Source organism: Megasphaera sp. ASD88, from assembly GCF_002287425.1.
Classification (GTDB): Bacteria; Bacillota; Negativicutes; order Veillonellales; family Megasphaeraceae; genus Megasphaera; species Megasphaera stantonii.
This window is the reverse complement of sequence record NZ_NQXW01000006.1, coordinates 1-21519: the sequence shown is the minus strand read 5'-3', so window position 1 is coordinate 21519 and position 21519 is coordinate 1. Positions and strand designations below refer to the sequence as shown.

Sequence of the window (21519 nt, the reverse complement as noted above, 5' to 3'; positions counted from 1 at the left end):
GCTACGTCCGTTTGAATAATTTCGCCAGCTCGTCCGGCGTAAAGCGCACGATAATCGGCCGGCCATGCGGGCATACATAGGGCTTATCCGTATGGAATAAGTCTTCCAGCAGCTGCTTCATCTGGCGGATATTCAGCGCGTCGCCGGCTTTGATCGCGCCGTGGCACGATAAATACGCCAGGGAACGATGGCGCAGCGCCGCCTTGTCCACGGCGTCGTTTTCGTGAAGAGCCCGGCAGATATCCTCGAGAGAATCGGCTATCTGGCTCGTCGGCAAGTCGCAGGGAACCTCTTCCACGCGCAGCGTCGACGGCCCCGCCTCGGAATAGGTATAGCCCAAATCGGCGAATACGTCCGGCCGTTCCAGAAGCAAGGTCATGTCGTCGCCGTCGACTTCCACGAATTCCGCCGTCAGAAGCTGCTGGCTGGGCATTTTCTCCGCCCGCCGGCAGAATTTGTCGTATCGTATCCGTTCATGGGCTGCATGCTGGTCTATGATGTACAAATCCTGGCCCTTCTTGGCGATAATGAAGCAGTCGGCTACCTCGCCCAGAGGAATAAATACGTCTTCATCGCCGTCGAAGGTAATGACCGGCGCGTCGTCCTGCGCCGCCTGCCCCTTCGACGCCAGTTCGCGGCTAAAGGCGTCCCAATCGTCAGCTGAAGACCGGGAGGGCTCATATGTATTGGCCGACGACCGCGCAGCCGTTCTGCCCGTCTCGTCCTGACGGCTGTATACGGGAGTCACGACATCTCTCGTTTCCCACACGGGCATACGCCTCGGTTCCTGTACAGCGTCGGCGCGCCGCTGCGGCAGGGGCGAAAGGTCCTCAAAGGGAAGTTCCTGGGCTTGTGCCGGCGGAGCCGCCGTCTGCTCTTTCAGCTCCAACGCCTCTTCCTCCGCTTCCCTGCGCTGTATCTGCTGCGGCGGCATATCGATGTTCGTCGCAATGTCTTCCGGCTTTTCCTGGGCTACCAGGGCCGTAATGATACTGTGGTATACGGCCCGATACACGGCCTGTTCGTCGGCAAATTTTATTTCCGTCTTGGCCGGATGGACGTTGACGTCTACCGCCGCCGGGTCCATGTGAATGTGAATCATGGCGAAGGGGTAGCCCGATTTGGGCAGCATGGCGTGATAGGCGTTTTCCACGGCCTTAAATATGAGGGGGTTGTGCACGATGCGGCCATTGACGATGCAGGTTTGCCAGGCCCGCGTGCTCTTTAATACCGACGGCTTGCCTACGTAGCCTTCGACGGCGATGTCGCCGTCGTCATGGGAAATGGAGAAGATTTCCTTCGCCAGCGCCGCGCCGTAAATATTGGCTATCGTTTCCTTCAGCTCGCCGCCTCCGCCTGTATGCAGCGTCGTCCGGCCGTTATTCGTAAAGGTAAAGGCAATGGACGGATGCGATAAGGCCAGCTTGGTAATCATTTCGCTGATCTTAGAGCTTTCCGTTCGCTCGCTCTTCAAAAATTTGCGGCGGGCCGGCGTATTGTAAAATAAATCGCTCACTTCCATCGTCGTGCCTACAGGCGCGCCGATCTGGTCTTCGCTGGTAATTTCGCCGCCGTCGAGAAGGAGATGCGTAGCAAAGTCGTCGTCGGGCCGGCGCGTCGTAATCTGCATATGCGATACGGCGGCGATGCTGGGTACGGCTTCGCCGCGGAACCCCAGCGAGCTGATGGCAAAGATATCTTCGACGGCGCTGATCTTGCTCGTCGCATGGCGGATAATGCACTTGCGCGCGTCTTCGGGACTCATGCCGCAGCCGTCATCGGTAACGCGCATATACGACTGACCGCCGTCGGCTATTTCCACTTCAATAGCCGACGCGCCGGCGTCGATGGCGTTTTCCACCAATTCTTTGACGCACGACGCCGGCCGCTCTACGACTTCGCCGGCGGCAATTTTATTGCGCGTCGCCTCGTCAAGCAAATTTATAATAGAACTCAATTCATGCCGCTCCCTTCTTTAGCTTCTTTCTGCAAGGAGTAGAGAAATGAAATCGCTTCAATAGGCGTCATACTCGACACGTCGACGGAGAGCAGCCGCTCCAGCACGGGGTCGGTAAACAGGCTGTCCGCCGGCGGACGGCTTTCTTTTTTAGCTGCCGGCGCAGGCGTCGCCACGGCTCCCTGGGACTCCAGTTCCGACAGGATGACGTCGGCCCGCTTCAGCAGGCTTTCGGGAAGGCCGGCCAGCCGGGCTACGTGCAGGCCGTAGCTGCGGTCGGCGCCGCCGGGAATGATGCGCCGCAAAAATTTTATATTCTTGCCCCGTTCCTTTACGGCTACGGTGTAATTCTTTATCTTTTCCGACGTGTCGGCCATGTCGGTCAATTCGTGATAATGGGTGGCGAAGAGCGTCAGGGCGTGAATATGCTTCAGACAATACTCGATGACAGCCCGGGCGATGGACATGCCGTCAAAGGTACTCGTGCCCCGGCCGATTTCGTCGAGGACGAGGAGACTGCGCTCCGTCGCGTGGCTCAAAATATAGGATACCTCTTTCATTTCCACCATGAAGGTGCTCTGGCCGCTCAGGATGTCGTCGCTGGCGCCGATGCGGGTGAAAATACGGTCTACCGGGCAGATAGACGCCTCGCGGGCCGGGATAAACGAGCCGGTCTGGGCCATGAGTACCAGTACGGCGACCTGCCGCATGTACGTTGACTTACCGGCCATATTGGGGCCAGTAATGACCAGGATTTCATGGCTGCTGTGGTTCAGCGTCACGTCGTTCGGCACGAACAGCTCGTCCTTCAGGAATTTTTCAATAATCGGATGGCGGCCGTCCTTGATCTGCACGGCCTGCTTCGTATTCAGGCCCGGCCGTATATAGTGGTTGTCATGGGCGGCGCAGGCCAGGCTGTACAGGCAGTCGACGCGGGCAATGGCCCGGGCGGTCTGCTGCATTTCCCGGATATGGCCCTGTATGTCCCTGCGGAGCTGGCCGAAAAGCTGGTATTCCAGCTCCAGCATCCGTTCCTGCGACGTCAGCACCTTGACTTCAAACTCCTTCAGCGCCGGCGTGATGTACCGTTCGGCGTTGACCAGCGTCTGCTTGCGCACATAGTAATCGGGAATAGGCTTCGTATTGGCGTGGGAAATTTCGAAGTAATAGCCGAATACCTTCGTATAGCCGATTTTCATCTTGATGCCTGTCTTTTCTTTTTCCTGCTCTTCCAATTCCTTCAAATAGGCCTTGCTGTTGGCGGCAATAGAGCGGATTTCATCAAGCTCAGCCGAATAACCGTCGCGGATGACGCCGCCGTTGCGGATAACCAGTCCCGGATCGTCCTTGATGCTGCGGCACAGCAGGTCGTACATATCGTCGTGCGTCTGGATCCGGCCGCACAGGCGCTGGAGCAGTTCCGAGCCGGCCTGCTCCAGGATATGCCGGAGCTGGGGTATCGCCGCTAAAGATTCCCGCAGAGCCACCAGGTCCTTCGGGCTGGCCGTCCCCGTTTCAATACGGGTCAGGATGCGTTCGAAATCGTAAATCCGGTCCATCGTATCGGCCAGGTCCTGCCGCATGATTTCATGGCTGAGAATCTCTTCGACGGCGTCCTGCCGCATCGTAATATCGGCCATGTGCACCAGCGGCGCTTCCAGCCACTTGCGCAGCAGCCGGCCGCCCATAGCGGTCTTCGTCTTGTCCAAAATCGACAGGAGCGTGCCCTTGCGGCCGCCGTCGCGGACGTTCTGCGTAATTTCAAGATGGCGCAGGCTGGCGGCGTCAATGACCAGACGACGCTCGTTGTCAATGCGTTCCAGCGAGTTGATATGGCCGATATCAGACTGCATGACTTCGCCGACATAGGTCAGGAGCATGCCGATGCAGGCCGCCGCGCCCTTCGCTTCCTCTACCGCTTCCGCCCCAAAATACCGGACCGCGACCGCTTCGTAGTCGGCGGCATCGTCAGCCGCAAAAGGCGTCACTGCACACTGGGCCAGCCGGCTGCGCAGATAAGCCTGGACAGCGTCCATATATTCGTCCATATGGGCGTATATGAGCTCGCTCGGCTCATATACCGAAAAAATATCAAACAGCACGTCGTCCATGGCGCCGGCGTTGCATAGGGACCACAGGCATTCTCCCGTCGTCACGTCCATCAGGGCGACGGCAATCGACGTGTCGCGCGCGCAGACGCAGCTGATATAGTTGTTCTTTTTCGAGGCTACGGCGTTTTCCAGGGTAATTGTCCCCGGCGTGATGACCTTGATGATCTTGCGCTTGACGATGCCCTTGACCGTTTTCGGGTCTTCCATCTGCTCGCAGATCGCCACCTTGTAGCCCTTGTGGACCAACCGCTCGATATAGGTGTCGGCCGAGTGGAAGGGCACGCCGCACATGGGAACCCGTTCCTTATTTCCGACGCCCCGTCCAGTCAGCGTCAAATCCAATTCCCGCGATGCCGTCAAAGCGTCGTCGTTAAACATTTCATAAAAATCGCCAAGCCGGAAAAACAATATCTTATCCGGACATTGAGCCTTGACCTCCAAATACTGCTTAAGCATAGGAGTCAACTTTACTGTATCAGCCAACGCGCTGCCTCCTTAATGAATTAAATGTCCTTTCAATACCCAGGTCTGCCCCTTATCGACGGCGACCTTTACGGTGTCGCCTACGTCTGCGGACCCGTCGTGTTCCCATATAATCATCTTATTGCCCGTCGTCCGGCCAAACCAGTGGTTTTCGTCGTTTTTAGTCGGCCCTTCGACGATGACTTCGTATTCCTTATGCTCCATAGCCTGATTCAGCTGCAGGCTGTATACGTTCTGCACGTCCATGAGGCGCTGCAGGCGGCGGCTCTTTTCCTCCTGAGGAATCTGATGCTCCATCTTGGCTGCCGGCGTTCCCGTGCGGGGCGAATAAATAAAGGTGTAAGCCATGTCGTACTGAACCCGTTTCAGCAGGCCTAATGTCTGGCAAAACATCTCTTCCGTTTCGCCGGGAAAGCCGACGATGATGTCCGTCGTCAGCACCAGGTCGGGAATGCGCTCGCGGGCGTACTCTACCAGTTCCATATACTGGTCTACCGTATAGCCCCGGTTCATCTTTTTCAGCAGCTCGTCGGAACCGCTCTGAATCGGCAGGTGCATGTGGTTGACGACCTTCTTGCTGTCGGCGATAGCGTCGATCATGGCGAAGGTCATGTCCTTGGGATGGCTGGTCATATACCGCACCCGTTCGATGCCGTCGATACGGTCTACAGCCTGGAGAAGGGCCGAAAAATCGGTGCCGTCCTTTAAATCCAGCCCGTACGAATTGACGTTTTGCCCCAGCAGGGTAATTTCCTTATAGCCTTCTTTGGCAATCTCCTCGATTTCCCTGACGATGTCGGCAATAGGCCGGCTTACTTCGCGGCCCCGCACGTAGGGAACGATGCAGTACGTGCAGAATTTATTGCAGCCGTTCATAATCGGCACCCAGGCGAAGAATTTCTGGAACCGCTTCGTCGGCAAATCGTGAAAGGCCGGTACGGTCATGTCGGCTTCCAAATAATGGCCTGACTTAGCCTGCCGTTCCCGAATGAGCTCGACGAGCTTGTGTATATTATGCGTGCCGATGACCAAATCGATGTGCGGCGCCCGTTCAAACAGGCGGTCCTGCCATTCCTGGGCCATGCAGCCTGCGACGGCGATGATGAGGTTCGGATTATGCTGCTTGACGTGCTTGAGCTCGCCGATTTTTCCCAGAATCTTTCCTTCGGCAGTCTCGCGGACGCAGCAGGTGTTGAGCAGGACGACGTCGGCCATATCCATGTCTTCCGTCCGGCGATATCCCAGCGATTCCAGCTGGCCGGCGTAGCGCTCGCTGTCGGACTCGTTCATCTGACATCCGTATGTAAGCAAAAAGTAGAATTTATTTTCTATAATATCCAATGTAGGTTCTCTCCGTTTCCACGAATATATCTGCAATGACGCTCCATCAGGGCTTGCGTTATGGCAAGGATGCCCCATTGAGGTTTACATTATATAATACCATAGGGGCCGCAGAATAAGCAACAAAAAATAGGCCCGGCAGTCCGTACAAAGCAACGTACGTCCTGCCGCGCCTATATTGAGAACCTGTATTTAGCGGCCCATCCTCAATGGCCTGCTGCCGAGCCTATTCGAATAGATATTCTACGCGCTTAACGACCTTTCCCCCTTGAATATACACGCGGGGGACGCGGCGGTTAATATTGCAGAGAATTTCATGATCTATCGTGCCGATCAATCCGGCAATTTCTTCCAACAGAATCGCTTCGCCGCCCTGCTGTCCGAACAACACGACTTCGTCGCCGATTTGAACGCCGGGAATGTCGGTCACGTCGATCATGCACTGATCCATGCAGATATTGCCGACCTGCTGTGCCCGCCGTCCATGGACGAGGACCTCAGCCCGATTGGACAAGACGCGGGGATAGCCGTCGGAATATCCCAGCGGCAGCGTCGCAATGACCGTCGGCCGCTTTGCCGTAAAGTGACGGCCATAGCTGACCGTATCGCCTGGTTCAATCGTCTTGATGTGAGTCACGCAGCACCGCAGGGACATGACCGGCCGGGGCGTAAAAGACGGGACCGTCACTTCGTCGGACGGATTGTATCCGTACTGGATAATGCCGGGCCGCACCATGTCGCAGCGGAAATCGGGATACACTGCCGTGCCGGCGCTGTTGCAGCAATGGCGGACGTTAACGAGAACGCCTTCTTCCTCCAGCCGCCGGCAAAACCAGGCAAAGGCTTCGTACTGCTTTTTCGTATAGCCCACCGACTCGTCGCCAGCCATATCGGCGACGGCAAAGTGTGTAAACAACCCCTCAATGGCTACATGAGGCAAGGCTGCGATCTTCTTGATTTCTGCGATGCTTTCTTCACTGGGCCTGTAGCCGATGCGTCCCATACCCGTATCGGCGGCGATGTGAACATGTATCGTCTGATTCTGCCGCTGCGCTTCTTCGGAAAACAGGACTGCATCCTGATAATGAAATACGGCGGCGTCGATGCCGTACAGCACGACGTCCCGCGCCCGGCGGCCGTCCGTATGGCCCAGGATGACGATGCGCGCCGTAATGCCGGCCCGCCGCAGCTCTACGGCCTCACTGACGCAGGCAACGGCCAGCCGATCCGCTCCATTTTCCAAAAACACCTTCGCCAGCTCTACCGCGCCGTGGCCATAGGCGTTGGCCTTGACGACGGACGTAATCAGCGTATCCGGCCCGACGGCCTGACGAATATGCTGCATATTATACGCCGCCGCGTCTAAATCAATTTGGGCCCACACAGGCCGTTTCGTAAAATGCTCCGTTAATTCCAGTACATCCATGGGTTGTCACCATCCTGTCTAAAAAGGAACAGCAGCCGCCAGTCGTCCTGACCGGCAACTGCTTTCCCTACGTTGCTTATATGATTTCTACTATAACTATACTGCACGCTATCGTCTTTTTCAAGATTCGGGCCTACCGGTTGGACGGGTCCACGGCGTCTCCCTTATAATGCTCGAAACGGATTTTTTCCGCCTTATGAACGCCCGTGCCGTAATAGACGAGCAGCAAGGCCGCTACCCACACGATCGTCGCAAAAATGGCGATGCGCGTCGTGGCGTCGAAGGCCGCCGAGATGACGACGACGACGAAAAAGAGGAGTGCAAAATAGTTAGAATACGGCGATAAGGGCATTTTATAGCGAATAGATTTCCGCTGTTCCGGACTCAGCGATTTGCGATAGCTCATCTGGCTGAACAAGATGAGGCTCCACGTAATCATGCAGGCGAAGGAGCTGATAGACGTAGCGATGACGAATACCTGCGCCGGCAGGAAATAGTTCATGGCGACGCCGATAAGCATGAACAATACGGATACGAGTATGCAGCGGTACGGCACCTTATGAGAGCTGACGACGCTCAGCGACTTGGGCGCCTTCCCCTGCAGGGACAGGTTGTACAGCATGCGCCCCGTACTGTAAATGCCGGAGTTGCACGAAGACAGAGCCGCCGTAATGACGACGAAATTGATGATATGAGCCGCGCTGCTGATGCCTAATTTTTCAAATACCATGACGAAGGGGCTTCCCTGATGGCCGAGCTGGTTCCAAGGATAAATAGCCATGATGACCAATAAGGCCAGTACGTAGAACAAAAGGATTCGATACAGCACCTTGTCGATCGCTCCGGACAGGGTCTTCGCCGGATTGTGGGCTTCGCCGGCCGTCACGCCGATGACCTCGATGCCGACGTAAGCGAAGGAAATCATGACCAGCGTGCCGAACACGCCTTCCCAGCCGTTGGGGAAGAAGCCGCCGTGCGCCGTCAGGTTGCTGAGGCCGACAGCCACGCCGTTATTTCCGAAGCCGAAGAAAATCATGGCGCCGCCCGTAATGATAAGGAAGATGATGGTAATAATCTTGATAAGGGCGAACCAGAATTCAAATTCCCCGTAAGCCTTGACGGAAATCAAATTGGCACAGGTCATGATAGCCAGCGCAGCCAGGCAGGATATCCACTGGGGCAAGTCGGGATACCAGAAATGCATGTACACGCCGACGGCCGTAATCTCAGCCATGCAGGTAACAATCCAGAAATACCAGTAATTCCATCCGGAAATATATCCGGCCAAGGGATTCAAGAATTGATAGGCATGGGCGCTGAAGGAGCCCGATACGGGATACTCGACAACGACTTCGCCCATAGCCCGCATGACGAAGAAAATAGCCAGGCCGCAGATAATGTAGGCTACGACAACGGCCGGACCGGCCTTTTCAATAGCCGACGCCGACCCTAAGAACAAGCCGACGCCGATGGCCCCGCCAAAGGAAATCAGCTGGATGTGCCTTTCCTGCAGGCCGCGGTTCAAATCTTCACGAACGACTTTCGCATTTTGTTCACTCATACTACGTCACCTCTGTCATCATAAATTTTCGGCGGCATATGCCCTGAAACGGCTGTTCGTCAGGAAAATACACTACCATTAACCATCGCATGCGTTCCGCTCAGTATACCTTTTTCGCATACATCAAATTACAATACTTATTATAAACTTCTCACTTTACTTATGTCAATGTTTATCTGCTTGTTGTTTGATATTTTTAAAGAGATTCCTTTTATTAAATTTATTTATTTAAATCAAATACATAACTTCATTAAAGGCAGCAAAAAAACAAGCAATTCCTGAAACCTTCTGCTTCCTCCCCTATTCGTCATGCTTATTCGTGCAAATGTCCTTTCTAAACGCATATTTCCCAGATATGCTATAATAAATACCAAGATATACTAGTTTTCCAGAAAAGGACGGTACGATTATGACATACTCTGACATACATCTTTCGCAGCGCCTGCTGCATTTTATCAGCCAAGCCACTTCGCCCTATCACACCGTAAAAGCCAGCGCGGCCATCTTGAAGGAAGCAGGGTTCCGGGAACTGCGCTGGAACGAGCCCTGGCAGCTGGAGCCTCGTCAGGGATATTATATTTCCCTTTACGATTCCAGCCTCATCGCCTTTACAATTGGCCCTGACCCGCGGGCTAACCTGCGCATCGCCGCAGCCCATACGGATTTTCCCTGCCTCCGCGTCAAACCGGCGGCGGCGCTGGCGCAAAAAGGCTACGGAAAGCTCAACGTCGAAATTTACGGCGGCATGATCCGCGAATCGTGGCTCGACAGGCCCCTGTCCCTGGCCGGCAAGGTAGCCGTGGCCAGCGACGATCCCTTCAAGCCGGCAGTACATCTGATCGACGCCAGGCGTCCCCTGCTGACGATTCCCCGCCTGGCCATACACATGAACAGCCATGTCAACGACGGCGTAGCCCTGAATCCTCAAAAAGACATGCTGCCTCTCATGACATTGACGGGGCCAGGCGACGACGCCTCCTATTTTCTCCAATTTCTCGCCGACGAATGCCATTGCCGGTCCGAGGATATCTTATCTTACGACCTTACGGTATACCTGTGCGAAGAAGGCTGCCTGATGGGTCTGAAAAACGAATTCATTTCCTCTCCCCGCCTGGATAACCTGACATCGGCCTACGCCTGCGTCGACAGTCTGATCCGAAGCAAGGGACACGACGGCCTCCACGTCGTCGCCCTGTTCGACAATGAAGAGGTTGGCAGCCGGACGAAACAGGGCGCCTTGTCCCAGGCCTTCCCCGCCCTATTGGAAGAACTCTACGCCTCCCTAGGCTATACGCGCCGGGAGTATCGCATCGACACGGCCGACGCCTTCATCCTGTCCATCGACGTCGCCCACGCCATGCATCCCAACGTACCGGAAAAGTGCGACCTTACCAACATGCCCCGCCTCGGCCAAGGTGTCGCTCTCAAAACGGCGGCCAGCCAGTCCTACGCCGGCGACGCCGAAGCGTCAGCTGCTGTCGTCGCCTTATGCCGCAGGGCCCATATTCCCTGCCAGCGGTTCGTCAATCGCTCCGACATGCCCGGCGGCTCGACTCTCGGTTCCCTCTTATCAGCCAATCTCCCCCTCCGGACCATGGACGTCGGCATTCCTATCTTAGCCATGCACTCTGCCCGGGAACTAATGGGCGCAGCCGACCAAAAAGGCCTCCACGATTTAGTATATACTTTCTTTTCAATATAAATTATATTTATCGTATATATAATATTTTATTATTAACAATCCCAGTGTTTATGCTTTATTTGTGGAATTTTTATTCATATATATGCATATTATATAATTTAAGTGTAAATAGTTGCAGTAATAGAATTTATCTTATCTTTTAAATATTCAGATATTTTTTGACAAGATTAAGAAATATGCAATTTTTGTATTGACTTGCATTTCTATTCACCTTATAATAAGGGCAGTACACTATAACGTATCATTTGTTCACACTGGGAGATTACATTATGACACTAGGACAAGAAATCAGGTATTACCGCAAGAAAAAAGGCTTGACGCAGACGGAATTCGGAGCACTGTTCGGCATGTCCAAGCAAGCCGTGTATTCATGGGAAACGGGCTTGTATTCCCCTGACATTTCCGTATTGCTGCGAATGGCCGACTTTTTCCAAATCCCTATCTGCATCTTAGTCGGCAGGCCGGGAATGTTCTGTCAGGACGATAAGGAACACGAATCGGACTGTCAGTACTGCGCTTCGATTTCCGAAAAGGACAGCCGCATCATCCGGGCGATCCACGCCTTGCCGCAATCGCAGCAGCAAGCCATCGAAACGCTACTGAACATCGAAGACCTGTCGATGCGGAAATAGCGCTTCCCCTTTGTCAAACGCCGCCAAATGCGATATGATAAGAGAAAAGTATAGTGCAAAGGACAGATTATCTATGACTACTTCTTTTATCACGTCCGTATACGGCCGGACCGAAACGGAATACATCGTAAAAAAATCCCGCTTCATCGCGACGCTGGCAGAGGTCCGCAGCGAAGCAGAAGCAGCGGCGTGCATTGAAAAACTGCGCAAGCAGTATTGGGATGCCAATCATAATTGCTACGCCTACCAAATCGGCGTCGACGGCGCCCTGCAGAAATCGAGTGACGACGGGGAGCCGTCAGGAACGGCCGGGCGGCCTATGCTGGAAACGCTGAAAAAAAGCGGCGTTACCAATACGGTCGTCGTCGTTACGCGCTACTTCGGCGGCGTCAAGCTCGGCGCCAGCGGCCTGATCCGGGCCTACAGCCACGCCGTCACCCTGGGGCTTCAGGCAGCGGATATCGCCGATTACAAGCCCTACGACATTGCCGACGTTACCGTCTCCTACTCCTTCGTCAGCACGCTGGAACGGATGACTCCGTCCTTCGATATCCTCGTCGCCGACCGCGCCTTTTCCGACACCGTAACCTTTACCCTGCAAATTCCGCAGGAACGGACGGAAGCTTTCAAAGCAGCCCTCATCGACACGACGAACGGAACGGCTCACTTTATCGATAAAGGAAGCCGGACGATACCCATTATTCGGCCGAAAAACCCGCAGTAACAGCGAATACTATCTCGCGTTACTGCGGGTTTTCTCATGTGTTTTCCCTTATTTCTTATATCCAGTGGCGAAATCGACGACGTTTTCCAGCGCCTCGCCGGCCAGGAAATGACGCAGGTTGGCAGCGGCAATGCGGACGATGTTGTCGTGCGTAGCCTGCAAATGGTATCCGCCCGATACGTGAGGCGTAACGTAAAGCCCCGGCGTGTGCCACATCGGGCTGTCTGCCGGCAGCGGCTCCGGCTCCGTCACGTCGACGGCAGCGCCGGCCAAGTGCCCGCTGCGGACAGCGGCGCACAAATCGTCCTGCACGACGTTGCTGCCCCGGCCGACGTTGATAAAATAAGCGCCCTTCTTCATGGCGTCGAAGCGTTCCTTCGTATACAAGTGATACGTTTCCGCCGTGTTGGGCAGGCACGACGCTACGATATCCGCCTTGGCCAGATACTCGTCCAGCTTATCCATCGTACCCATTTCATCGGCTTCAGTCGGCACGTCGCCACTACGGCGGCGCATGCCGACGACATGAGCACCCATGGCCTTCATGCGCTTGCCGAACTGGCGGCCCAAATCGCCGAATCCAATGACCAGGACCGTTTTTCCGTATACCGACTCTACCTGGCCTTCGTCATGCCAGTCGGCGTTTTTCTGATTGTCGTAGTATCGGTACAGCTTTTTCATCATGGCAAAAACCAGGGCCGTCATATGCTCCGCTATGGCCAGGCCGAAAGCGCCTGTCGCATTCGTAAGGGCCGCTCCGGCCGGCATGACGCCGTCCTTGCAGTATGCGTCGGCGCCGGCGCTGCTGAGCTGAAGCCAGCGCAGCCTGCGGGCATGGCGCAGCTGGGCAGGCACAACGTTGCCGATGATAACGACGGCCTTGGCTAATTCTTCTTCTGATACGCTGGCGCTGACCAGCCCCTTGACGGGCCAATACACGACCTCATGGCCCTGCGCGGCCTCTTCAATCCAACGCACATGTTCTTCATGGACTTCCATTGCCACTAAAATTCTCATGCACTATCCCCCTCTATATCCTATTAAAAGATTCATATATACACTATCAAAAATTCTCCGTCTTGTCGAGGCCCTTTCCGAAGCAGGAACGCCTTTCTTCCCTGAGGCCTTGTGCGCCTTCATCGGTCATGGTATAGTAAAACAAACTCACACAGGAGGGATCGCCTATGATTTCCGGCGTCAGCCACATGACATTTATCGTTCAGAATCTGGACAAAGCGACAGAATTTTTTCAGACCATCTTTTCCGCCCGCATCGTCTACGACAGCGGCAGCCGTACCTTTTCCCTGTCGCGGGAACGATTTTTCCTCGTCGGCTCCTTATGGCTCGTCATCATGGAAGGGCCGTCCCTGCCGGAACAAACGTACAACCACATTGCCTTCCAAATCAGCGACGGCGAGTTTGAGGCCTATAAAGAGCGGCTGACGAAGGCCGGCGTTCCCATGCGGGAGGCGCGGAGCCGCATCCCCGGCGAGGGCCGTTCCCTTTATTTTTACGACTACGACAACCACCTGTTCGAGCTTCATACGGGCACGCTGGAAGAGCGTCTGGCAGCGTACAGCCGCCGTCTTCAGGAAGAAGGAGAACGGACTGAACAGCATTCCTCTCGGTAAAATGAAAACACACCCTGTACGGCGCGATTTCGCCTGAAACGCGCTGTGCCGGGTGTGTTGCATATATCGGCTAATTATGAGAATATCTTACCAGTCCAAGGTCCCTGTAATCAAGTAGACGAGCAGCCCTTTTTCGGCGTGGCGGCGATTTTCCGCTTCGTCGAGAATGGTTTCCATATGGGCCTCCATGACGTCCTGGGAAATTTCAAAGCCCGGATGAATGGGCATATCATGGAATACCATCGTATCCGTTCCTTCGAGCAGGTCCGCGTTAATCTGGTACGGCATCATCATATTGATGATAGATTCTTTCTTTTCCTTATATTCGGGATTGGTGAAAAATTCCATATCTACCCACGTATCGGTATATACGCAGTCTACGTCGGCGACGATTTTTTTCAAGTCGGCCTGGGAAATATCCGTCGGCACTTCGACATAATGGCCCGTCTGCTTCAGTTCGTCGTAAAATTCGCCGCCTACGGCCATGACCTGGCTGAACGGCGTCAAGCCGTACATCGTGCCGCCCAGCTTGGCAACGATTTCGCTCAGGGAATTGTACGTATTGTTTTTCGCGCCGATGTACAGTACCTTCACGTCAAAGCGGCCCGTCTTTTCATACAGGGTCAGCATGTCGGCCAGGGCCTGCGTCGGATGGAACGTATTGTCGCAGCCGTTGATGACCGGAACGGTGGCGTTCTTCATAAAGCCATGCGTCGTTTCGGCCTTCTTAAACCGGCCCATGATGCAGTCGACGTTGCGGCAGACATATTTTACCTCACTGCCCAAATCGCCGATGGTGAAGTTGCTGTCCGCCCATTTCTGATTGTAATGACGACCGCCTAATTCTTCCATGCCGATGGCAAAGGACAGGTAGGTCCGATTCGATGTTTTTTCAAACAAGGTGTATAATTTCTTGCCTTCCAGAATATGAGAATAAGCTTTCTGATTCTGTTTGATTTTTTCGGCTAACAATAAGATTCCTTTGATTTCATCTGCCGTATACTCAGCAAAACTATTTGCGTGTTTCATTCTATGCATCCTCCAAACTTGAAAAACAATACTGTCTGTGCATATCATAGCACAGACAGTATAACTTTTCAAGTTTTTATGCATATTTTATACAAATTAATGCATTTATCAACTGACATATAGCTATAAATCCGCATGATTACGCCGATTATTCCATACGCAGATAAATGGTTGCAGTATATTTTTTTACCGGCACAAGATACAAATCGTTTTCTCTTTTCCTTATGCCGCCAGTGCAGCTTGCCGCCTCTTGACCTAGAAAAACCTATCTTGCGACGGGCATATAAAAAACCGGCAACAACAGGGTCACCGGTTAAAAGGTCGATTTATGAACTTGGTTTTGTGAACGCTATTACGCTTTAACTACGTTAGCAGCCTGAGGTCCACGAGCGCCATCAACGATTTCGAAGTCAACTTCCTGACCTTCCGTCAAGGATTTGAAGCCTTCTTCCTGGATAGCCGAGAAATGTACGAATACATCGCCGCCATCTTCTCTTTCAATAAAGCCATAACCTTTTTCTGCGCTAAACCATTTTACTTTTCCGTGCATAACGAAATCCTCCTAAAAAAACAATTCCAGCTAGCTTCTAGCTCTTGTGTTAGTGTAACATAACCGATAAGCAATGTCAACCAAATTTATGGCTGTATTATGCCATATATTTACGGCGTAACCTATAATGCATCCCTCTCCTGCATAGGGGATATCACAGTCCGCCGCCGCACGGCAAGACGCCGCCTCGCAGGGCAAGCAGCATGCAATATTTCGTATAGCCGCATATGCTATTGTTACGTCAGGCGCCGGAACCATTCGTAATAATACCAGGCAAAATACCCATGGATGAGGTATACCAATAATTCAGATAATTCTTCCACGTTGGCGTCCATATACGAATGAAACAGCAAGCCCTTATCGCCGCATGACGCCAGCATGGCCGCTGCCGCCAAGACGCAGAATAAAAAGGTGGGAAAGGGAATATCATGAAGAATTTTCTTCCAAGGCATACAAGCGACGAGAGAGCAAAATACGACGGCCGTGTATACGCCGATAGCGGCGTGTATTATTTCATGGCCGGGAATCGAATTCATGGACACAAAGGTTGGGCCGTGGCTGTCCATTCCCGTCGGGAAAAAGACTCGTCCCCAGCTGAGCTCCCGCCCCAGAAGCAGTAAAAAATATCCGGCTGCCGCCAGCCACAGCCGGTGAATAGATTTTCCGCCCATTCCCGCCGTCTTGCGGAAAAAATAGGCCGCCAAACACATATCGCCAAATAAGACTATGTTTTGGAGCATTTCCAATACCCCGTTTTCCCAAGCCAAATAAGGCGGCATGACATAGCCAAGGGGCAGCAGCAGGACAGCATATACGGCAGCACCGCGCTGCATAGCCGATACGTACAAACGGCGGCGCATGTCTTCTTGCAACACAATACATCACTCCTATAAATCATAAACTTACAGCACGCAGGCTCTGGTACTATTTTACTATGTTTCAGTACCATTCTCAATAGGAAGTTTTGCAGAAACGCTGCGGCGCCGCCTTGCCATGCCGCTTCTTATTCTATTTTCTGACATAATGGACAAACGCGAAGTCATGCCCCTTTCCTTCTTCGGCCGTATGCTCTTCCCGCTCGCAGATCCGCCACTGGCTCCTATCGAATTCCGGAAAAAACGTATCAGCCGGAAAAACGTCGTCGATTTCCGTCAAATACAGGCTGTCAGCCTTGTCCATAAACGCTTCGTACATGGCCGCGCCGCCGATGATGAAATACTCTTCGCCGTCGGCCATGAGGCGGCAGACCTCGTCGACAGAATGGCAGACCTGAATGCCTTCATGGGCCTCGCCATAAGCGGCTTGTCTCGTCACAACAACGTGAGGCCGGCCCGGCAACAGGCCCGGAAGGCTTTCAAAGGTCTTGCGGCCCATGACGATGGTATGTCCCATCGTCAGCGCCTTAAACCGCTTCAAATCAGCCGGAATATGGCACAATAAGCCGTTGTCCTTGCCGATGCCCCCGTCGCGGGCTACGGCAGCAATCATATGTATCATTTACACAGCCACCTCCATGGGCAGCTTTCCTAAATGCCGGTAATTATCCAGGGCAATATCGTCGGGCGTAAAGGCGTAGAAGTCGGTAATATCCTTAGCGATGACGAGCTTCGGTGCGTCCATGGCTTCGCCGCGGCGGGCCAGCTGCGTTTTGAGGGCTTCTACGTGGTTTTCATAAATATGGGCGTTGTTGATGACGTGCGTAAACAAACCCGGCTGCAGGCCGACGGACTGGGCAATGAGATGAATCAGCACGGCATACTGCGTCATGTTGAACGGCACGCCTAACCCCATGTCGCCGCTGCGCTGGATGAGCATGCAGTTCAGGCGGCCATCCGTCACGTCCCACAGCGTCTGGAAGGCGCAGGGCTGCAGCGCCATATCCGGCAGGTCTTCAATATTCCACAGCGATACGATCATGCGGCGGTTCTGCGGGTCGTTGCGCAGCATGTCGAGGAGCTTGTCTACCTGCTTGTATTTCCGTATCTGATAGCCGTAGGCCTTGCCGATGGTGCCGTCGGGCCGCATCCATTCGTCCCACACGTGGCAGTTCATTTTCTGCAGTTCCCTCACGTCGTTGCTCTGGAGCTGCCAAATCCAAAGGATTTCCTTGACAGCCGTCTTGAAGGCGACGAATTTCGTCGTCAAGATGGGAAATTCTTCAGCCAAATCAAACTGCATGATTTGATGGGGCAGCTTATATGTCGGTACGCCCGTGCGGTTGTTGGCGTAATAGCCCCGTGCTAAAATGTTTTCTACAATATTTAAATACTGCGTATCAGCAGTGCTCATGAGTATCACCTCTGGTTCTGTATGTACGATTCGATAACGTGAATAAACTGATTCCCGTACTTGTTCAGCTTAAAATCGCCGACGCCCTTGATCTGCGCCATGGCCTCCAGGCTTAGGGGCTTCTGCGCCGCCATTTCCCACAGCGTCGCGTCAGAAAAGATGACAAAGGGCGGAATATGCTCGCGCTGCGCCAATTCATAGCGCCTGGCCCGCAAGGCGTCGAATAAGGGCCGTAAGGCGTCTTCGTCGATAACGGAGGCTTTCTTTTTGACCTGCCGTTTCGGAAGGTCTACTTCCGCTTCCGGCGGCGCGACGACCCGCGCTTGTACGACCTGACAGTTGCCGGCCAGCACGTCCCGTCCCGACGCAGTCAGGGAAAGAACGGGATATTTTCCCTCCGACTGCTCCAAGTATCCGTCTTCGACAGCCTGCTTGACCATATCGCGAATTTCCGGTCCCGAATAGGACTGCAGCAGGCCGAAGGACGATTTATTCTGAAACCCGTAGCGCTTGACCTTGGCATTTTGGCTGCCCTTCAAGATATCGCAGACCATCGTCAGGCCAAACCGCCCTTTCAGCTCGTCGACGCACTGGCAAATGTTGCGCACTTCAAAGGTTCGGTCTTCTTCTACAGTCTCCTGGTCGCAGTTGCCGCATTTTTCGCAGCGCTGCCACGACGGCTCCTCGCCGAAATACGTTAAGATGTAGCGGCGCAGGCAATGCCGTCCTTCGCAGTACTGGACCATGCGCTGCAGCATGTGGAACTCCTTGTCCTGCTGCTGCGGATCCTGGACGGACATTTCAATGAGATACTTTTGAATCATAATATCCTGCCGGCTGAACAACAGGATACACTCGCCCGGTCCGCCGTCCCGTCCGGCCCGTCCCGCTTCCTGATAGTAGCTTTCCAGATTTTTCGGCATCTGGTAATGGATGACAAAGCGGACGTTGCTCTTGTCGATGCCCATACCGAAGGCGTTCGTCGCCACCATGACGTCGACGTTGTCATAGGTAAAGTCGTCCTGGGCCTTTCGCCGCGCTTCGTCGCTCATGCCGGCGTGATACTTGCCGACGCGCACGCCCCGGCGGCGCAGCTCGCCGTACAGCCGCTCCACTTCCTTGCGCGTCGCCGCATAGATGATGCCGCTGTCCTGCTTGTGCCGCTGCAAATACGCTAGGATAAACATCGTTTTATCTGCAGGAGATACGACGCGGAAATATAAATTAGGCCGGTCGAAGCCGCCAATAAATACCCGCTCGTTCTGCAGCCCCAGCAGATTCATCATATCGGCCTTGACCTTTTCCGTCGCCGTCGCCGTGAATGCCCCGACGACAGGACGGCGCGGCAGCTGAGCCAGCCAGTCCTTCACGGCGCAGTAGCTCGGGCGGAAATCATGGCCCCATTGCGACACGCAGTGAGCCTCGTCGATGATGAGCATCGCAATCGGCATAGTCTGCATAAAGGACGAAAAGAATTCGTTCTGCAGCCGTTCCGGCGACACGTATACTAATTTGATCCGCCCAGCCCGTATGGCCGCAAAGCGCTGCTTCGCCTCATCGAAGGAACACTGGCTGTTAATATACGTCGCCGGAATCTGCTGATTGACCAACGAGTCGACCTGATCTTTCATCAAGGAAATGAGAGGCGACACGATAAGCGTAATCCCCGGCAGCAGCAGAGCGGGCACCTGAAAACAAATCGACTTGCCGGCACCTGTCGGCATGATAGCCAGACAATCCCGCCCTTCCAGCAGGGTATCAATGACCTTCTCCTGGCCGGGCCGAAAGGACTCGTAGCCAAAATATCGTTTTAATATATCAATAGGCCGCGCCATACTCTCCTCCTTGTCCAACACTTACATAATACAGTTTATTGTATCATGCATTAGGGTTCAGCACAATGACAGGCATAAAAAAGGCACATGCCATAAGACATGTGCCTTTTGTTATATGACAATCTTATTTTGCCAATTCTTCCTTCAATACGTCGCCCAAGCGTTTGATACCTTCGACAATGCGGTCTTCCGGCATGTTGGAGTAGTTCAGGCGGAAATGGTTGGCATTGCCGCCGTTAGGATAGAAAATACCGCCCGGAACGTAAGCAACGTCCTTCGCCAGGCATTTCGGCATTAATTCCTTCGCATCCATGCCTTCGGGCAGAGTAACCCAGGTGAACAAGCCGCCCTTCGGATAGGTAAAGGTAACGCCTTCAGGGAAGTATTTTTCCATGGACTGATACATGAGGTCGCGGCGTTTCGCATACAATGCCGTAATTTTAGCGATATGCGCTTCCATGTCGAACATCTTGAGGAAGTATGCCGCCTGACGCTGACCGAAGGTAGACGTGCCGAGGTCGACGGCCTGTTTGAATTTTACGAATTTATCAATGATTTCCGGATTTGCTACAATCCATCCCAAGCGCAGGCCCGGCATGAAAATCTTGGAGAACGAGCCGAGGAAGACAACCTTGCCCTGCGTGTCCATAGATTTCAAAGACGGCAGCTTTTCGATATCGTAGCGGATTTCGCCGTACGGGTCGTCTTCCAATACGACGACGTCGTACTTATTGACGATATCCATAAAGGCTTTGCGCCGTTCTACAGGCCAAGTAATGCCCGTCGGGTTCTGGAACTCCGGAATGACGTAAATCATGCGGATAGAATCATCGGCAGCCAAGATCTTTTCCAATTCTTCCGGAACGATGCCCTGATCATCTGTCGGAACTTCCGTATATTTCGGTCCGACAGGGTCGAAAGCCATGATAGCGCCCATGTAAGACGGGCTTTCCATCAAAATCGTCTGGTCCTTGTCTACCAAAATCTGAGCCAGAATAAACAACGCCTGCTGCGAACCTGTCGTGACGACGACGTCTTCAGGCTTGCAGTCTACAAAGAATTTATCCTTCATGCGCTTGCAGATTTCTTCGCGCAGAGGCACGTAACCTTCCGTCGTGCCATACTGCACGGCTTTACGGCCTTCTTCATTGTAAATGGCTTCGTCGACCTTTTTCATTTCTTCAATCGGAAATAATTCCGGAGCAGGCAAGCCGCCGGCAAAGGAAATCACTTCCGGTTTTTCTGTCAACGCCAGTAATTCAGCAATATCGGACGCCTGCAGCGTCTGAGCAAAACTAGAAAATCTTGTCATAATACTACACCCCTTAAATCGTAGTTATCAAATTTCCCCAGTGCATAGTATTATATCACTTTTATGCTTATAATGCAATTAAAACGATTGCTAACGATATAAAACGCTTAAAAAACTAAATCGTTTGACCCGATTTTCATATACAGGAAAATGGAAAAACAGAAAGGAATCTATATAAAAAGAATACCTACTTGATTAATATGTTTCCTGCAAGGCATCAAGTTGGCACACTCGATCCGTAGGTTAAATATCTTGATGTTTTGTTTATTCCGATTTTAAGTAAGCAACTTCACTACCGTTTGCGCATCTCTTTGCTCCTTCAAACGGTGTTCCCTGCTTATGCTTATCCCAGGGCAAGTTCTTTGGCATCGGATGGGAAGCCGCTATATATATAACATAATACGTCTCCTGCTAGCGGTCGTCTCACCTATCAGTCGGGTCTGCACACATGAATACTTCTTCATGACATGTGCTGCTTACGCACGGACCCGACATAAGCGATTCGCACAGTTTTGCGCGTCGCTGCCGCTCCTTCAAAACTGGCTCTCTGCTTATCCCAGGGCAAGCCCTGGGTAGATTGGAGGGCGTTGTATACAAAAAGAGAGCAGTGCATTAGCACTGCTCTCTTTTTGTAATCAGCGGCTTCCTATCCTCCCAGGGGGCCTCCCCCCAAGTACTTTCGGCGTTTGCGGGCTTAACTGCTGTGTTCGGCATGGGAACAGGTGGATCCCCGCAGCTATCGCCACTGAATTTCCTAAGGGCCCGTGCCCTTACAACTGCATAAAACGAACTTCCTTAACGAGCCTCCACTCTGTTTACGGTTCCTTCCTCAGAACCTGCTTCCAGATTCCCTCACCCACTCCCTTCGGGAGTAAGCGACTCGCTCCTGTTTGTGCGTCGCTTCTCAGCTCCTTCAAACAGGGCTCCCTGCTTAAG

The 21519-nt window shown here is 53.3% G+C and carries 17 protein-coding genes and 1 rRNA gene; 4 read left to right on the top strand and 14 right to left on the bottom strand.

Translation table 11 applies throughout. From position 1 onward, the window contains the following. Position 1: 1 nt before the first annotated feature. The 5 genes from mutL to CJ260_RS05165 form a co-directional block, all read right to left on the bottom strand. Entirely contained in the window at positions 2-1957 is a 1956-nt protein-coding gene (gene mutL / locus CJ260_RS05185; RefSeq protein ID WP_087478265.1) for a DNA mismatch repair endonuclease MutL, read from the bottom strand. After that, positions 1954-4524, bottom strand: a complete 2571-nt coding sequence (gene mutS / locus CJ260_RS05180) for a DNA mismatch repair protein MutS (protein WP_095629432.1) — start codon at positions 4522-4524, stop codon at positions 1954-1956. The genes mutL and mutS overlap by 4 nt, the downstream gene beginning before the upstream one ends. 39 nt (positions 4525-4563) lie before the next feature. Beyond that, positions 4564-5841 carry a tRNA (N6-isopentenyl adenosine(37)-C2)-methylthiotransferase MiaB gene (gene miaB, locus CJ260_RS05175; protein WP_369831707.1) on the bottom strand — a complete coding sequence of 426 codons (1278 nt, stop codon included), beginning with the start codon at positions 5839-5841 and terminating at the stop codon, positions 4564-4566. Positions 5842-6118: 277 nt separating this feature from the next. Then, positions 6119-7318, bottom strand: a complete 1200-nt coding sequence (gene alr, locus CJ260_RS05170) for an alanine racemase (RefSeq protein ID WP_095629430.1) — start codon at positions 7316-7318, stop codon at positions 6119-6121. Between the two features lie 133 nt (positions 7319-7451). After that, complete coding sequence (locus CJ260_RS05165; protein ID WP_087478261.1) at positions 7452-8879, bottom strand: amino acid permease; 1428 nt, start codon at positions 8877-8879, stop codon at positions 7452-7454. Positions 8880-9288: 409 nt separating this feature from the next. Here CJ260_RS05165 and CJ260_RS05160 point away from each other — a divergent pair, with 409 nt between their 5' ends. The 3 genes from CJ260_RS05160 to CJ260_RS05150 all read left to right on the top strand — a co-directional run bounded on the left by CJ260_RS05160 (position 9289) and on the right by CJ260_RS05150 (position 11937). After that, complete coding sequence (locus CJ260_RS05160; protein ID WP_095629429.1) at positions 9289-10581, top strand: M18 family aminopeptidase; 1293 nt, start codon at positions 9289-9291, stop codon at positions 10579-10581. A gap of 269 nt (positions 10582-10850) precedes the next feature. Beyond that, positions 10851-11213 carry a helix-turn-helix transcriptional regulator gene (locus CJ260_RS05155; RefSeq protein WP_095629428.1) on the top strand — a complete coding sequence of 121 codons (363 nt, stop codon included), beginning with the start codon at positions 10851-10853 and terminating at the stop codon, positions 11211-11213. Positions 11214-11286: 73 nt separating this feature from the next. Next, positions 11287-11937, top strand: a complete 651-nt coding sequence (locus CJ260_RS05150; protein ID WP_087478258.1) for a YigZ family protein — start codon at positions 11287-11289, stop codon at positions 11935-11937. Between the two features lie 48 nt (positions 11938-11985). On the opposite strand, the gene CJ260_RS05145 is transcribed toward CJ260_RS05150, so the two are convergent. Then, a complete protein-coding gene (locus CJ260_RS05145; protein WP_095629427.1) occupies positions 11986-12954 on the bottom strand; it encodes a D-2-hydroxyacid dehydrogenase in 969 nt (322 codons plus the stop codon). Positions 12955-13121: 167 nt separating this feature from the next. Here CJ260_RS05145 and fosX point away from each other — a divergent pair, with 167 nt between their 5' ends. After that, positions 13122-13568: a FosX/FosE/FosI family fosfomycin resistance hydrolase gene (gene fosX, locus CJ260_RS05140; protein ID WP_095629426.1), complete on the top strand. Its 447-nt coding sequence runs from the start codon at positions 13122-13124 to the stop codon at positions 13566-13568. Positions 13569-13655: 87 nt separating this feature from the next. On the opposite strand, the gene CJ260_RS05135 is transcribed toward fosX, so the two are convergent. The 8 genes from CJ260_RS05135 to rrf form a co-directional block, all read right to left on the bottom strand. Next, the gene (locus tag CJ260_RS05135; RefSeq protein ID WP_095629425.1) at positions 13656-14597 is read right to left on the bottom strand and encodes an ornithine carbamoyltransferase; all 942 of its coding nucleotides are present in this window, start codon (positions 14595-14597) and stop codon (positions 13656-13658) included. Positions 14598-14949: 352 nt separating this feature from the next. Beyond that, complete coding sequence (locus CJ260_RS05130) at positions 14950-15147, bottom strand: cold shock domain-containing protein (protein WP_087478254.1); 198 nt, start codon at positions 15145-15147, stop codon at positions 14950-14952. A gap of 236 nt (positions 15148-15383) precedes the next feature. Then, a complete protein-coding gene (locus tag CJ260_RS05125) occupies positions 15384-16022 on the bottom strand; it encodes a hypothetical protein (RefSeq protein WP_095629424.1) in 639 nt (212 codons plus the stop codon). Positions 16023-16155: 133 nt separating this feature from the next. Next, positions 16156-16644 carry a dihydrofolate reductase gene (locus tag CJ260_RS05120; RefSeq protein WP_095629423.1) on the bottom strand — a complete coding sequence of 163 codons (489 nt, stop codon included), beginning with the start codon at positions 16642-16644 and terminating at the stop codon, positions 16156-16158. Continuing rightward, positions 16645-17436 (bottom strand): thymidylate synthase, encoded by a 792-nt coding sequence (locus CJ260_RS05115; RefSeq protein WP_095629422.1) that lies wholly within the window; start codon positions 17434-17436, stop codon positions 16645-16647. Positions 17437-17441: 5 nt separating this feature from the next. Then, entirely contained in the window at positions 17442-19271 is a 1830-nt protein-coding gene (gene recQ, locus CJ260_RS05110) for a DNA helicase RecQ (protein ID WP_095629421.1), read from the bottom strand. Between the two features lie 124 nt (positions 19272-19395). Further along, the gene (locus tag CJ260_RS05105) at positions 19396-20583 is read right to left on the bottom strand and encodes a PLP-dependent aminotransferase family protein (protein WP_087478865.1); all 1188 of its coding nucleotides are present in this window, start codon (positions 20581-20583) and stop codon (positions 19396-19398) included. Between the two features lie 633 nt (positions 20584-21216). Further along, positions 21217-21333: ribosomal RNA gene (gene rrf, locus CJ260_RS05100) — 5S ribosomal RNA — on the bottom strand. Between the last annotated feature and the right edge of the window lie 186 nt (positions 21334-21519).